The sequence below is a fragment of the Oceanobacillus longus genome (assembly GCF_042650085.1).
In the GTDB taxonomy this organism is placed as follows: Bacteria; Bacillota; Bacilli; order Bacillales; family Amphibacillaceae; genus Oceanobacillus; species Oceanobacillus longus.
Map to the genome: position 1 here is coordinate 1 of NZ_JBHSAO010000016.1, position 14,200 is coordinate 14,200.

Consider the following 14,200-nt stretch of genomic DNA (forward strand, 5'->3'; position numbering starts at 1 on the left):
AAATATGGGCTGGCAAAGTTCTAACCTTTTCATTGCAATCTTGTAACCTTTTAGGTTGCAAAACACATGGGTATTATATTTTTTCAGGTGGTGCTAACTTTTATAGCATAATGATATTAGCAGTCGGTTTAAGTGGTATTATATTTGACATTTTTCATAAAAAGTTGAATACAGAATGAATCTTATTGTTTCTTATTCAACTCCCTCAGATAGATTCAATTTACTCTTAAATACTCGCTAACGGGTGCGTTTCATTTAGAAGGAGATCGCACTCTATTTATTGAAGTTTAGGGCAGGAAAGTTCAAAAACAATCGATTCATAAGAATATGTATAGGGGGAGGACAAAATGGACGCTTTAATGTTAGAAGGATGGACGCCGATATTACTCATTGGAATTGCTATTGCAATTATCATCTTTTTTGTATCTCGTAAAATTTCCAGAAAAGCGTTAATTTTAATTTCCATCGTATTGAGTTTAGTTTGTGTCGGTATCGTTATTTACAGCTTAGTAGTTGTTCGTGGTTGGGAAGGTATCGGACTGTTATTTGTTACGTTCAGTGGTTTCGTTGGTATATGGATAGGTACTATAAGTGGGTTTATTTTTAAAGGTAAATAGTAAATGTAATTTCTTCAACAAACTGGTGCAAGAGTTTAACGGGCGATCATCAAATTGATCGTCTTATCTTTTTGTAAACACTTTTGAATATTATGTTAATATTAAAATAATGATCCTTACGCTAACGGAAATAAAGGAATAGTTAGGAAAATAAATAAATACAAATAACGAGGTGTAATTTATGCTAAATAATAAAATTACAGAACTTCTGCATATTCAGTACCCGATTATACAAGCACCTATGGCGGGCGGAGTAACTACTACAAAATTAGTAGCTGAGGTTTCAAATTCTGGAGGTTTAGGATCGATTGGGGCAGGCTATATGACCCCTATTCAAATGCGTGAACAAATTAGGGAAATAAAACAGTTAACATCAAATTTTTTTGGTATAAACCTATTTGTTCCCAAAGAATTTGATGTTACTCAAGACCGAATTAAATCAGCTAACCAGATATTACAACCTATTCGTGAGCAATTGGGTTTACACTATAAAGATAACTTAGAAATCCCGGAATTTAATAATGTATTAGAAACATTTAATGAACAAATTAAGACTCTAATTGAAGAAAAAGTTCCCGTTTGCTCTTTTACATTTGGTATTCCTTCAAGCGAAGTTATGAGTGAGTTAAAACAACATAACATTATTCTAATGGGAACAGCTACTACTGTCAGAGAAGCAATTGAAAATGAAAAAGCAGGAATGGATATTGTGGTTGTTCAAGGTAGTGAGGCTGGTGGGCATCGAGGCAGCTTTATCAGTGATGATCAGGAGAGTTTAATTGGGTTAATGTCACTAATCCCGCAAGTTGTTGACAATGTAAGTATTCCTGTTGTTGCCGCTGGAGGAATAATGGATGGGAGAGGTTTAATGGCTTCTATTTGCTTAGGAGCAAAGGGTGTACAAATGGGTACAGCTTTTTTAACTTGTACTGAAAGTGGGGCTAATGAGATTCATAAAGAAGAAATTCTTCATGCCCACGAAGACCAAACTGTTTTAACACGTTCATTTTCAGGAAAGTGGGCAAGAGGAATTAATAATAAATTCATTTCAGAAACGCAACAAAGTGAATCAACCTTGCCCGATTTTCCTGTTCAAAACACATTAACTAAAGGAATTAGAAAAACCTCTTCTTCACAAGAAAATCGAGATTTTATGTCTCTTTGGTCTGGACAAAGTCCAAGGTTAGCTGAAAAACAAACTGTTAACTTGTTAATTAAAAAGATTATTACAGAAGCAAAAAATATTAATAAAAGTAATTAACGTTTTACTAAAAAAGGGAGGAATCTTAATGGAGACGGAAATAAGATTCAGAATTGCTACTGAAAAAGATTTAGATAGCATTGTTGCAATGCTTGCAGACGATGTTTTAGGAAGTAAGCGTGAACGTTATGAGCAACCACTTCCTAATAGTTATATAAAAGCATTTAAAGCTATTACATCCGACCCTAATAACGAGTTAGTAGTGGCTTGTGACGGCAATGAAGTGATTGGGGTACAACAAATTACTTTTACACCTTATATAACACATCAAGGTGGATGGAGAGCTACTATCGAAGGAGTAAGAACATCAGCTTCTGTAAGAGGTAAGGGTGTAGGTTCTGAACTTATAAAATGGGCGATTCAATGTGCAGAAGAACGAGGTTGTCATTTAGTACAACTGACAACTGATAAAACAAGACCAGATGCATTAAGGTTTTATGAACGGTTAGGTTTTAAAGCAACACATGAAGGCTTAAAGCTGAAACTTTAATTATCTTTTATTAAACTATCTGGTGCGATTGTTGTGCGAAATGTTCCTAGTTTAAATGGAGGATGGCTACATCTCTCTAGTAAAGGCTAGGCAATTCCTTATGGAATTGAAGGATTATATCGATGAATCAAATGAGGAGGTAACGCTCGGAAGGGTTCTCTCTTAGTCGATTAGCACTTGAGTTAGTAAGAATGACAGTGTTATAAGCTCGGTGAAAAGGCGTAAGAATTTACCGTAACAGTGTAGTCTAGCTGTCGAAAGCCTACCCGATGGGGTGGTGTAAATCATGATGCTTGAGTTGAATGAATACGGTGAGTATGCGAATAAACCTACAAGAAAAAGGTTAAGCTGACAAACTTCTGAATGTACGGGTCTAAACGCACAATACATAGAAATGTGTACATCACCAAATTGTGAGGTTAGATGTGGATGAGTAAGACTAACTAATATGAAAATCCATGATACGTTATAGGCGTATGAATGCTAACAGGCTTAAAGGAAGCACCTAACTTCATTCTATAATAGATATAATTCAACGTTGTAAGCTGATAACGTGGAGGGCTTACTCCCAATGAATCGGTGGCAAGGAAAGCAATAATGACAATAGTTATTGTATAACTTCTCTTTATATCAGTAAAAGTGGTGGCATAGTACCGATGAGATGTTTAATCCACATGGAGGGATAGCCACTAGACTAATGAAGAATCATTCAACCATGTAAGGCAGATCTTTATCGGTTAATAAGGTTCTCGTGAGACTAAAAGAGGTTTAACTCCGAAAGGAGTGGCCGACTTATTGAAACGGAAGAAACTGAGGCATAATGAGTATTATAATCTACAAGAGTGCTTTGACAACCTATACGCTCGAAGTGTCAATGGTGAAAAGTTTTATGGATTAATAGAATTGATGAGTTCTAATGAAAATATACGTCTTGCCTATCGAAATATTAAAAGAAACACTGGAAGCAAAACGAAAGGAACAGATAAATTAACAATTAAAGATATTAGTCATGTATCAGTGGAAGATGTAATAGTTAAGGTTCAGAGAATGTTTGATGATTATGAACCACAGAAAGTTAGACGTGTTCTGATTCCTAAAACGAATGGTAAGGTTCGACCTCTAGGAATTCCAACTATTTGGGACAGGATTTTCCAACAGTGCATTCTGCAAGTATTAGAACCTATTTGTGAAGCGAAGTTTCACAAGCATAGTTATGGATTCAGACCCAATCGAAATACACATCACGCAAAAGCTAGGTTTGAATTCCTTATAAACCTGTCTGGGCTTCATCACTGCATTGATGTTGATATAAAAGGTTTCTTTGATAATGTAAATCATAGTAAACTTTTAAAGCAGATTTGGTCATTAGGAATAAAAGATAAATCACTTCTATCTATTATTTCTAAACTCTTAAAAGCAGAGATTGACGGTGAAGGTATTCCAACTAAGGGAACACCACAAGGTGGTATCTTATCCCCACTGCTTTCAAACATTGTGTTAAATGAACTTGATTGGTGGATTAGTAATCAGTGGGAATCATTCGATACTGATTTTAACTACAAAACTAAAGGAATTAAACACCAAGCACTTAAGAAATCGGGACTGAAAGAATGCTTTATAGTCCGCTATGCGGACGACTTCAAAGTATTATGCCGTACACGTTCACACGCAATAAGAATGAACTACGCCATTAAAGACTTCTTGATGACTAGATTACATCTAGAAACAAGTAAAGAAAAGTCTAAAGTAATTAATCTCAAGAAAAATTCTTCCGAATTTCTCGGTTTTTCTATTAAAGCAGTGAGAAAAGGAAAGACCAAGTATGGCTATGTAGCCAAGTCAAATATGTCTAGGAAAACAAAAATAAATGCTTCCAACAAAATAAAAGAAGCAATTAAAACTGTGCAGAAACATCCTGGTAATCAGACCGTTTGGAATTTCAATACGATCGTTATGGGGATACAAAATTACTATTCAGCAGCCACTAAAATCACAATAAATCTTAATGAGTTAAACTCTTATCTGCGAAAAACAATGTACAATCGACTAAAGAATCTTAGAACAGATGCGAATCTTCATGACATGACCAAGACTTTACAAAAAAGGTATAAAGGATACAAATGTAAATTGTATAAAATACAAAACATGGTGTTCGTACCTATTCATGCCCAACGGCATAAAACGAATTTAGGCTTTTCCCAAGGTACGTGCAATTACACTCCCGAAGGGAGAGACAAGATTCACAAAGGGTTAAAAGCCATAAGTAAAGACGTTCTATCTTCTGTCATGAAGAATTTTATTCCTAATCGGACAATTGAATATAATGACAATCGAATAAGTAAATTTATCGCACAGTATGGGAAGTGTGCCATTTCTAGAATAGAACTAGGTCTAAATGATTGGCACTGCCATCATAAAAATCCTTATCATCTTTCAAAAGATGATTCATTTTCAAATCTAGTAATACTCCATGAACCAGTCCATAGGCTGGTTCATATGAAAGATGGTATTAAGATAAATGCCTTAATAAAAGTATTAAATCTTTCTAAAAAGCAAATAGAAAAACTTAATCAACTTCGATTACAATGTCATAACCAAGCAATCTGATATCGGAAGAAATAACATCAATCTAGAATATACATAGAATTGAATGAATTGGATTAGTTGGAACGCCGTATGCGGTGAAAGTCGCACGTACGGTGTGAACAGGGGGAAAAGGAAGCGATAACTTCAAACCCTTACCTATCTGTATAAAGAAGCAAGAGAATAATTGATTAGAAAACAGCTTGGTTCTCCAAGCTGTTTTTGATGGTCATTGGGTATATAGGTTATTCTTTAAATATCCGTAATGGTTGATAAATTAACATACGAATTAGATGAATGGAATACGTTAAAACTCATAACTCTCCGAGTTATAACAGTTTGTGATATACGGCATTTTCGGATTGTTTACAAGCTTCTTACAGTAATCTTCTTGTACGCTAAATCGTTCCCCTGTATCCATATTTTCTGCTATATGTCTACCACTTTCATCTCTTGTACTATCCCAACGATAGTATATAAGTTCACCGTTAAATTGGAATTCAGTAATTATTGGGTCTCCAAACTGTGAAAATTGGGTAAATCGAATAAAGTCAGGATTACCATTCTTGACGCTCTCCTTAAATTGATTGATTTTTTCACGTTGCTTTGGAGTGATGTTAGTTGGAGTAATATCACCATTCTCCATTGCTTCTTCTGGTGTGTAGTCTTTAGGAACTTTATTCGTTTGTTTTTCTCCAAAATTTTTAATTTGCTGTTCAAATGTAAAATTGCTTTCTCCATTATCTTTATTATCTTGAGCCAACGACGTTCCATTAAAATTAACGATTAGGAATAGAGCTAAGCCACTAATTAAAGTTACTAAGACAACTCTTTTACTAAAATCTAACAATTTGCCCACTCTCCTCAGCAATGCTGTTACTGATACTTTATGAAAACGTATAAGACCTTATTCATCAAACTGGTGCAATAGTTCAACAAGATTGTTTGTTTTTATTATTAAAAGATTCTTTGAATTTATAATCCATCAATTATTGTGAATTTTCAGTGCGGGTGCTATACTCAAAAAGGTAAAAGGGGGGGAAGCGAAATGATTCTTTATCAAGTGTGAAGAGGTTAATTGAATGTGTTTTATAAGCTGTATTTACAATTTTTGTAAAAAACACATTCAGGAGGAATTAAATAATGGATAAACAAATAAGTTGGAATAGTTTGGCTAAAAAACAACAGGAACTTCAATTTTCTGGGAGCATTCACATACGTAAGAGTGGAGAGAAAATATTATCCGATAGCTTTGGCTATGCAATCCATTCGGAAAAAATCGCAAATCAGCCACATACTCGCTTTTCGATTGCATCTGGCAGCAAGATATTTACATCTGTTGCGATTTGTAAGTTGGTGGAAGAAGGAAAAATCACATTTGACACGAAAATCATCAACTGCTTGGATATTGATTTTCCATATTTTGATGAAGGAATCACCATTCATCATTTACTAACGCATACATCTGGTGTTCCAGATTATTTCGACGAAGATGAAATGGATGATTATGAAGAGCTTTGGGAAACCCTGCCATCGTATCGGGTTCGCTGTGCGAAGGACTTTTTGCCAATGTTTCAGTATGAAAAAATGCAGGCCGAAACTGGGAATACTTTTAAATACAATAATACGGGTTATATTATTTTAGGCCTTGTTATTGAGCATAACAGTGGCATGAATTTCGTTGACTATATTGAAAAAAAAATATTTCATACAGCTGGCATGACTGACTCAGGGTATTTTTCAATGGATCAATTACCTGAAAGCGTTTCAATCGGGTATATGGAGCAACCAGATGGTACGTGGAAATCAAATATTTTCTCTTTGCCAGCAAAAGGTGGACCTGATGGCGGTGCCTATGTTACTGCAACTGATATGGGGATATTTTGGGAAGCGTTAACGAGTGGGAGACTATTGTCAGAAGAAATGACTAGCATTTTATTGACTCCTCAAGAAAATGTTGTAGAAGACATTTTTTATGGTTATGGTGGGTATATGGAATCAAACGAACAGGGTGTCGTGAAATATAATCAGATGGGATATGATCCAGGCGTGAATTATCGTTCTGTACATTATCCAAATCAAAATCTCACCATCGTTGTTTGCTCAAATAAGTCAGAGGGTGCCTATGAAATGCTTAAGGAAGTAGAAAGGTTAATTATAAATAAGTAAAGTGTAAATAAGGGCTAATCTTGCTATTAGCCCTTATTTTAAAATGGGGTTATAAATGATGATTCCAGTTAGTGAAGTTTTCCAGTTTTTCAAGGTAGTGAACTTGGTTTTACCCTTGTCCACAGTAGAACCGAAAAATGTTATTAAAGTAACGGGTGCAAGTCTTGGATAAGACAATTGAAATTTAATTTTCTTTTCTTTTTCTAATAATGTTAGGAATATTATATTAATGGTAAATAAAAGGCTTTTGATCTATCTGGCAGGTTAGTTGAAGAAGGTAAATATCATAAAGGAAAATAGGGGGGATTTTATGGAATCTACAAAATCAAATAGTCGGTTTATAAAAATTCAACAAAAGGCAGTTAACCTGGTGCAAGAGGAGAATTTTACAGAAGCGGCTTTGCTTTTAGAAAAAGCTAAAGAACAATTCCCAGGTAAGCTAGATCGACTAGGGCATTGGAAAGCTGGTATTTATATGTTGCAAGGAAACAACGATCAAGCAATATCAGAAATATCCGAAGTATTAGATCAAGGACTTTGGTGGAATCCAGAACTGCTAACGAATGACACTGAGTTACAACCACTCAAAGAAAAGGAAGAATTTCAAAAGGTTTTAAAACTGTGCAAAGAGAAATATGAAGCAGAAAAGAAGAATGCCAAAGCTTCATTGCAAGTGGTGGGTAACCCCCAAGCTAACACTTCTATTTTCGCATTACACTGGAAAGGTTCAAACGCCAAAGATTTCACTGAACAGTGGAGTGAGTCAGGCATTTTATCAAAATATTTATTGGGATTTCCCCAATCTTCTCAGTTGTTTAGTTATGAGTGCTTTTCCTGGGATAATCAAGGTGTTGCAGAAAAAGATGTTACTGATACTTTCAATCAATTTGAAAGAAAATACGACCTCGCAACAAAAGAAAATATAATAGCAGGAGCATCACAGGGTGGTAAGACAGCAATTGAGCTAAGCTTAAAGAACAATTTAGAAAGAATTAATGGGTTTATAGCAATAGTACCATCATTTGAAAATACAGAAGAAATAGAAGAAATTCTGCAATTAAATTGTGAAATAAATGTAAGAGGTTGTGTTATCACAGGAGATAAAGATCCTTTTTATAATATGACTCTAAAAACAGTGGCTATTTTAAGAGACAATGGGGTTCCTTGTAAGTTAATTGTTAAAAAAGGTATGGGACATAGTTTGCCTGATGACTTAACTAATCAACTTATAGAAGCAGTAGAATATATATCAGAAAAGCAGTAAAGCCATATTTTTACTTTAAAAAGGGAATTGGATTATGGATTTTATGTAGGTACTTTCGATGATACTAGGTATGGTTGTTACCTAAGGTATGCCAATCGCAATAATCATTTCGATTGTTTTTTTACTTACGAAGCTTAGACGTATAGAAAGAAAGATAATTAGACGTTCTTCAATTAACGGGTGCTTATCTACAAAAAGAATATCTGTAAGGTGATTTGTAAATAAAGGAGAGGTTTTATGATATTAGAAGCTGCTATGCTTCAAGTTAAATCGGGGAAGGAAAAGGAATATGAAGAGGCGTTTGGTAATGCATCAAAAATAATTTCTTCAATGAAAGGATACATATCTCACGAATTACAACGGTGTAACGAAGTTAAAGGGAAATATCTACTGCTGGTAAGATGGGAAACATTAGAAGACCATACAGTTGGATTTAGACAATCCAACGAGTATCAAGAATGGAAAAAGCAATTACATCATTTCTATGATCCATTTCCAATAGTTGAACATTTTGAGAAGGTTAAACTTTAATAGGTGATCTTAAACAAACTGGTGCGTTTCTGGAACATGCAGAAACGCTTATTTTTTACTATTGAGGCGAGTTTGTGTTATAGGAATTGAAACTCTTCAAATGTTTTAAACGTATTTCATATATATAATTTTAATTGGGAGGATTAAATTTGAAAGTCATATTTTACTTATTTGTGTTTGCAGTAGTTGTTTTTGTAAATATTGGTGGGTTTTTACCGTTTCTAAAGGTTGATGAAGAAGATATCGGGAGAAATATAAAGCATCTAAAAAGACAACAATGGTTCCAAAATTACCTTAATGACGAAAAATATAGGGGACTAATCATTCACAATAGAGATGTCCGTCAAGTAATTGGGAATTTCAAAAGTAGTAAACTTGATAGAGAGTCTTATCAGGAAAGGTGTCAAGAAAAATTACACAAAATATTATTTAATAAATTAAATAATATCGCCTAAAAAATCAATTTTGTGAAATAAGAATCTTCAACTCTATGGTGCAAGAATTAAAAAAGGCAATCATCGCAATGAAACGATTGTCTTTTTTGTTTTTGTAATAATAGTGCTGCATTGAAGGTGGAGCTATTCCAAAGATAGTATAGAGTTATACTATCTTTATTCAGTAAATGTCATATTTGGAGGATAAATAATGAAAAATTTTTTGTTACTAAACGTCCTTATATTAGTAGTTTTATTGGGAGCTTGTAGCGACAATAAGACCGATCAACAACAATCTGGTCGTGAATCTAGGGATAATAATATAGAACAGAATAGTTATGGTGGTTTTGAGCATGTAGGGAAAGCAGAAAACTTAGGTACCTACAAGTCGGGCCCGATATCGGTTACTATAAAGGCTGCAAATCTAAATACCGGTACATTAACGGATGATTTCTATATTGATCTACTTGGCAAAGAAAAAGTGGATTATATGAATATCGCAATCGATATTTCTACAGAAAGTGAAAAGATTCAATTTAATCCGGGGCATTTAAAAGTAGTTACAGATGCTGGAGAGACAATTGAGTCACCACATGATTATCTAAGTGATAAAGTTGAGATGCAATATTTAAAATCCTATAATACACAACGTATTCTCGTATATGTATTTGAAGATACGAAAGCAGAGAGTGTAGAAAGTGTAAATTTCATTGTGGAAGCACCAAAAAACGAAAATGGTGAGTCATTAGGTGAATATATTGAAGTCCCAATTAATTTCTCTAAAGGTGGCGAGTAATACATGGATTTTTTATTTTGGGTTTTTTTAATAGCTGTTTTGTTTATTGGTGTGGGGTCGTCTATTAGATTTACTAAAAAACAAACTACAAAGCTTACCAGTCAATCTGATGAAATTATTAAAAGTAGAATTGAAAGTTTAGAAAAACAAAAGATAGCGATACAGGACATAAGTGAAACACAAAAAGAAATACTTCATGAATTAAAGGGAATTCACAAAAAGTTGGATAGAAAAGATTAGCTATTAGTGGGAATAATCTAGTATTGCTGATGTTGATACACTCCCTAATGATATCCTAATGTATAAGATCATATGTTAAAAAGACTCTTTTTCTCATCTTCCACTATCTGGTGCGAAACTTGAGCAAGTGAGACCATCAAATGATGGTCTCCTCTTATTTTATTCTTAATTCAGAAATTTGCAATAAGAGTGTTAGGCATTATGATATTATTAGTTTATAAACGTACAGTGGAATAACATTAAATCTTTATTATAGTGAGGGGTTTTTCTAATGAAACGCTTAATTTTGTTACTTCTATTTACAGGGTTAATAAGTGCCTGTTCTAACAATGAAGAGATAACTGAACATAGCTATCAATTTATAGGAGAGGGGCAATACTGGGAAGCAGAGTTAAAATACGAAGCAGAAGAAATAAGGGAAATAGATGCCAATAATGTAAACACGTATTCAAGTGAAGATGAATATAACTTTAAGTTAACTTATAAAGGAGATTTAGACGAATTAGCTTCAATGAAAAAATTAGATTATGAATTTAAACTAGGACCAACTGGTGGTGGAAGTTCGTCGGAAACCTTTGATGAACCTGTTTCTGTTAAAGAATTTACATCAAGAGGTGGTGGAACTGGGTCAATTATGAGGGAAGATATAGTCGTTAGTGTTGAAGTTAAATGGGATGATAACGAGGAGTCTTTTGAGTTAGCTCTAAAAGAGTGATTGATTACTTATTAAACTATCTGGTGCTTTAACAACAATGAGATCGTCACTATGGCGGTCTTTTTCATTAAATGGCAGTTTAGTTTAATAAGATGAGTTTGTTGAATATTGAAACATTAAAGTAATTATATTCGTATATATAAATAAGTAAATCATTTTCAAGGGGGGGTTGCTTTATTAAAAGGTTTTTTTATTATTTTGGTTGGACAATTGTTATTGGATTTATTATTTATTTAGGAAGTAAATTTCAGGTTAGATTGGAAGAAGAAGCCAGTAATAATTATGAAATAATGCCTGTTGTATTATTCGGAACAATATTTCCAATTGTTATTGGACTCTTTCTAAGATTACCCAAGTTGATAATTGAAATTAAACAGAACAAGCAATGGACATTTGACTGGATAAAGTTTATTGCGATTGCATTACCATCTTTCTATATAATATCAATGTCGATTTTACCATTAGCAGGTTCCATAGAAATACCAGAATATGCAATAAATAGAAATCCAACTATTCTTATAATCGCTGGTGCTGTTTTTGGATTTACCTTATTGGATTGTTTAAAGAAATAAAGTTATTTAAGTAAATGGTGCTTTACTCAAAGATGACTATCTTGTTAAAGGGATGGCAGTCGAAGATTAGTGGGACAAGAAAGAGAGTAATAAAATGTGATTGTGTACTATAAATGATTGGGGTGGAAATTTAATGAAAAACAAGGATACGATTTATGATATTGTCGTGCATACTGTCAATTTAATTCCATTGGGAGCTATCGGTTTTCTCGCGTTTTTCTCTGTGGTAAATATTAGCCCACACCGTGACCCCATCTCTGACATGTTTGCAATCGGCTCTATTATTTTCCTGACTGTAATGTGGGCAATCAATTACTGGTTCCAAATCAAGAAAAGAAAATGGTTTCTACCAATAGTCGGAACCGTCCTTTACGTCGTCATCGCTTTGATTTACCTGGATGTAGGCATACCATTCATATACGACGTTTTTATTAGATAAGCCCGCAACCATACAGAATAATAGAAGTAATAAATATTGTTTTTATCATTCTACTTTACTAACTGGTGCGTTAATTAAAAAGAGCAACGTAAATTTTTAGCGTTGCTCTTCAACATCCTAAAAATATTTTCTATAAAACTCTTGCCTTAGTCTTCCACTTAATTGAGCATAAATCGTGTTGTTTCGCTTTTCTCGTGTCCCAGAAGACTTTGGATAACATCAAGTGGAGCACCTTTATTCAAGAGATGAGTAGCGTAACTGTGTCTTAATTGATGAGGATGAATGGTTTTATTAATTCCAGCACGATTTGAAATACGTTTAATTATGTATCTCATTTGAGCAATGCTCATCCTATGTGGGGATCGCTCTGTAACAAATATAGCCGAATCAGTGTCGTTCCTACTATTTAAGTATTTATTCAGCCATATATCACAACGGATATTGAAATATACCTCTCTTTCTTTATCGCCCTTGCCTCGAACAATTGCGGATTGACTTCCCCAATTAATGCTATTTCGGTCAAGTGTCACAATTTCTCCAATACGACACCCTGTTGAAAACATAAATTCGAATAAGGCTTTCTCCATTGGAGTAAAACAAGCATCTCGTAAATGCTCAATTTCCCTTTCTGTTAAGAATTTTGGGATACGTTTCCCAACTTTTGGTTCCTTTATTTTACTAGCAGGATTACTATCAATAATCCCTTCCTCGTGTGACCAGCGAAATAAAGATCGGATAAACCTTATTCGATGAGACAAACTCGATGGTTTCAATTCATTACTTGATTCAGCTAAATATTGCTTTAGATGTTGGATTGTAATGTCATTCATTTTGGTGTTACCGAAATAGTTAACTAATAACTTAGCTTGAAGCCTATAAGCGTTTAGAGTTTGTGGGGAAAAATCCTCAATTCTCTTATCTGCTTCATAAGACTTCGCAGTTTCTGACAACAGCAAATCAAATCACTCCCTAATTAGATTTATAATAATCATCTCCAACTAGCTGAATAGTAATTTATTGAATAATTTAGTATGTTCTAAATGAGAATGTGGAATTTAATATTAAGATAAAAATATGTTATTAAGTTAAATGGCAGTTTACTTTAAGAGTGATATTTAATTTGAGTTCAACAATCAGACAAATTATGAAATAATAATTTAAACTGAGAGGTGTTAAATATGAGTGATTCCATTCCATCTAATGAGTATAATAGGTTAAAAAGAAAATTACTGATCCGTAATTTCATTTCCATCCCGGTAGTTATAAGTTTATCCATTTATTTATACACTTCGCTGTCTCAAGGTGAATTGGTAGACCTTAATAAACTATTGGATTTAATCATTTTTGCTCTCATTACAGTATCTATAATGTGGTTTTTAATGAATACAGATCAGCAAATTAAAAAGGAAAAACAAAGAGAATTTAAAAAGAAGAGTAAAAGCAAAAGACATAATAACAAAACACCTTTTATTAGTTACTTCAACTATCTGGTGCTTTAACACAATAATGGAGAACGTCAATACAACAGTCTTTCTCTAGCTAATGGGGCAGAATAGTTCAATAAAAAATAAGAAAAATATGGAGTTAGGAAGGATATAAAGATACATAAAAGAAGAAAGTATATACCATAAAATATTGGAAGGGGTCAATAGAATGAACGATAAATTATTAAGGGTAGGAACTACTTATATACCAGTGACTAATGTAGAACTATCTTCTGAATGGTATGTCAACAAATTAGGTGCAGAGTTAAGCTACAAAGACGAAGATAAAGCAATTCTTAATTTTGCAAACCAAAGCATTTTTCTTGTTAAATCTAATGAAAATCAAAGCTCTAATTTCTATGATATTAACGGTGTCGAGCGTTTTTCTTTAACATTTGAAGTTAATGGATTAAGTGCCTTAAAAGCTATACATAAAGATTTTACAGAAAAAGAGATAAGAGTTGGAGAAATTGAAAACAGAGGACACTCTGGAAGAAATTTTGTTTTCTATGATTTAGATAGCAATAAATTTGATGTGTGGAGTGAATTAAGTCCGACTTTCAAAGAAAAATATCTTAAATAATAGCAAAAAATATTTATTGTTG

At 33.5% G+C, this 14,200-nt stretch carries 16 protein-coding genes and 1 pseudogene; 15 read left to right on the forward strand and 2 right to left on the reverse strand.

Annotation, left to right across the window (positions count from 1 at the left end; genetic code table 11):
• The first annotated feature begins 347 nt into the window (after positions 1-347).
• The 4 genes from ACFOUV_RS17015 to ltrA all read left to right on the forward strand — a co-directional run bounded on the left by ACFOUV_RS17015 (position 348) and on the right by ltrA (position 4,975).
• Positions 348-617 carry a YesK family protein gene (locus tag ACFOUV_RS17015; protein WP_379497982.1) on the forward strand — a complete coding sequence of 90 codons (270 nt, stop codon included), beginning with the start codon at positions 348-350 and terminating at the stop codon, positions 615-617.
• Positions 618-798: 181 nt separating this feature from the next.
• Entirely contained in the window at positions 799-1,878 is a 1,080-nt protein-coding gene (locus ACFOUV_RS17020) for an NAD(P)H-dependent flavin oxidoreductase (RefSeq protein ID WP_379497983.1), read from the forward strand.
• A gap of 28 nt (positions 1,879-1,906) precedes the next feature.
• The gene (locus ACFOUV_RS17025; protein WP_379497984.1) at positions 1,907-2,368 is read left to right on the forward strand and encodes a GNAT family N-acetyltransferase; all 462 of its coding nucleotides are present in this window, start codon (positions 1,907-1,909) and stop codon (positions 2,366-2,368) included.
• A gap of 795 nt (positions 2,369-3,163) precedes the next feature.
• Entirely contained in the window at positions 3,164-4,975 is a 1,812-nt protein-coding gene (gene ltrA, locus ACFOUV_RS17030; RefSeq protein WP_379497985.1) for a group II intron reverse transcriptase/maturase, read from the forward strand.
• A gap of 283 nt (positions 4,976-5,258) precedes the next feature.
• On the opposite strand, the gene ACFOUV_RS17035 is transcribed toward ltrA, so the two are convergent.
• Positions 5,259-5,801: a DUF4362 domain-containing protein gene (locus tag ACFOUV_RS17035; protein ID WP_379497986.1), complete on the reverse strand. Its 543-nt coding sequence runs from the start codon at positions 5,799-5,801 to the stop codon at positions 5,259-5,261.
• Between the two features lie 293 nt (positions 5,802-6,094).
• On the opposite strand from ACFOUV_RS17035, the gene ACFOUV_RS17040 reads away from it, so the two are divergent.
• From ACFOUV_RS17040 to ACFOUV_RS17080, 9 genes are all read left to right on the forward strand, one after another.
• Positions 6,095-7,120: a serine hydrolase domain-containing protein gene (locus ACFOUV_RS17040; protein WP_379497987.1), complete on the forward strand. Its 1,026-nt coding sequence runs from the start codon at positions 6,095-6,097 to the stop codon at positions 7,118-7,120.
• Positions 7,121-7,430: 310 nt separating this feature from the next.
• Complete coding sequence (locus ACFOUV_RS17045; protein ID WP_379497988.1) at positions 7,431-8,384, forward strand: DUF3089 domain-containing protein; 954 nt, start codon at positions 7,431-7,433, stop codon at positions 8,382-8,384.
• Positions 8,385-8,621: 237 nt separating this feature from the next.
• Entirely contained in the window at positions 8,622-8,915 is a 294-nt protein-coding gene (locus tag ACFOUV_RS17050; RefSeq protein WP_379497989.1) for an antibiotic biosynthesis monooxygenase family protein, read from the forward strand.
• 149 nt (positions 8,916-9,064) lie between these two features.
• Entirely contained in the window at positions 9,065-9,370 is a 306-nt protein-coding gene (locus ACFOUV_RS17055) for a hypothetical protein (RefSeq protein ID WP_379497990.1), read from the forward strand.
• Positions 9,371-9,560: 190 nt separating this feature from the next.
• Positions 9,561-10,145 carry a hypothetical protein gene (locus ACFOUV_RS17060; RefSeq protein ID WP_379497991.1) on the forward strand — a complete coding sequence of 195 codons (585 nt, stop codon included), beginning with the start codon at positions 9,561-9,563 and terminating at the stop codon, positions 10,143-10,145.
• Positions 10,146-10,148: 3 nt separating this feature from the next.
• Positions 10,149-10,385 carry a hypothetical protein gene (locus ACFOUV_RS17065; protein WP_379497992.1) on the forward strand — a complete coding sequence of 79 codons (237 nt, stop codon included), beginning with the start codon at positions 10,149-10,151 and terminating at the stop codon, positions 10,383-10,385.
• Between the two features lie 271 nt (positions 10,386-10,656).
• Complete coding sequence (locus tag ACFOUV_RS17070; RefSeq protein ID WP_379497993.1) at positions 10,657-11,100, forward strand: hypothetical protein; 444 nt, start codon at positions 10,657-10,659, stop codon at positions 11,098-11,100.
• Between the two features lie 257 nt (positions 11,101-11,357).
• Complete coding sequence (locus ACFOUV_RS17075) at positions 11,358-11,672, forward strand: hypothetical protein (RefSeq protein WP_379497994.1); 315 nt, start codon at positions 11,358-11,360, stop codon at positions 11,670-11,672.
• Between the two features lie 133 nt (positions 11,673-11,805).
• Positions 11,806-12,111: a hypothetical protein gene (locus ACFOUV_RS17080; protein ID WP_379497995.1), complete on the forward strand. Its 306-nt coding sequence runs from the start codon at positions 11,806-11,808 to the stop codon at positions 12,109-12,111.
• A gap of 117 nt (positions 12,112-12,228) precedes the next feature.
• On the opposite strand, the pseudogene ACFOUV_RS17085 reads toward ACFOUV_RS17080, so the two are convergent.
• Positions 12,229-13,067, reverse strand: a pseudogene (locus tag ACFOUV_RS17085) (tyrosine-type recombinase/integrase).
• A gap of 222 nt (positions 13,068-13,289) precedes the next feature.
• Here ACFOUV_RS17085 and ACFOUV_RS17090 point away from each other — a divergent pair.
• Positions 13,290-13,610: a hypothetical protein gene (locus ACFOUV_RS17090; RefSeq protein WP_379497996.1), complete on the forward strand. Its 321-nt coding sequence runs from the start codon at positions 13,290-13,292 to the stop codon at positions 13,608-13,610.
• Between the two features lie 154 nt (positions 13,611-13,764).
• Positions 13,765-14,178: a VOC family protein gene (locus ACFOUV_RS17095; RefSeq protein WP_379497997.1), complete on the forward strand. Its 414-nt coding sequence runs from the start codon at positions 13,765-13,767 to the stop codon at positions 14,176-14,178.
• Positions 14,179-14,200: the final 22 nt, after the last annotated feature.